This is a genomic window from Chitinophaga sp. Ak27 (genome assembly GCF_012726295.1).
GTDB lineage: Bacteria > Bacteroidota > Bacteroidia > Chitinophagales > Chitinophagaceae > Chitinophaga.
This window is the reverse complement of record NZ_JABAOB010000038.1, coordinates 1-305: the sequence shown is the minus strand read 5'-3', so window position 1 is coordinate 305 and position 305 is coordinate 1. Positions and strand designations below refer to the sequence as shown.

The 305-nt window shown below is 44.6% G+C and carries 1 rRNA gene; it reads left to right on the top strand.

Annotation, left to right across the window (positions count from 1 at the left end):
• Positions 1 to 305, top strand: a 23S ribosomal RNA gene (locus HGH90_RS31530); the annotation flags it as partial.

Genomic DNA, 305 nt, shown 5'->3' with positions numbered 1-305 from the left:
ACAGCCAGGATGTTGGCTTGGAAGCAGCCATTCATTTAAAGAGTGCGTAACAGCTCACTGGTCGAGGGTTTGGGCACGGAAAATAATCGGGCATCAAACATATAACCGAAGCTTTAGGCCTAGTATGTAAATACTAGACGGTAGGGGAGCATTCTAAACTGCATCGAAGGTGTGTTGCGAGACATGCTGGAGCGTTTAGAAAAGAAAATGTAGGCATAAGTAACGATAAATAAGATGAAAAATCTTATCGCCGTAAGACTAAGGGTTCCTGATCAACGCTAATCGGATCAGGGTTAGTCGGGTCC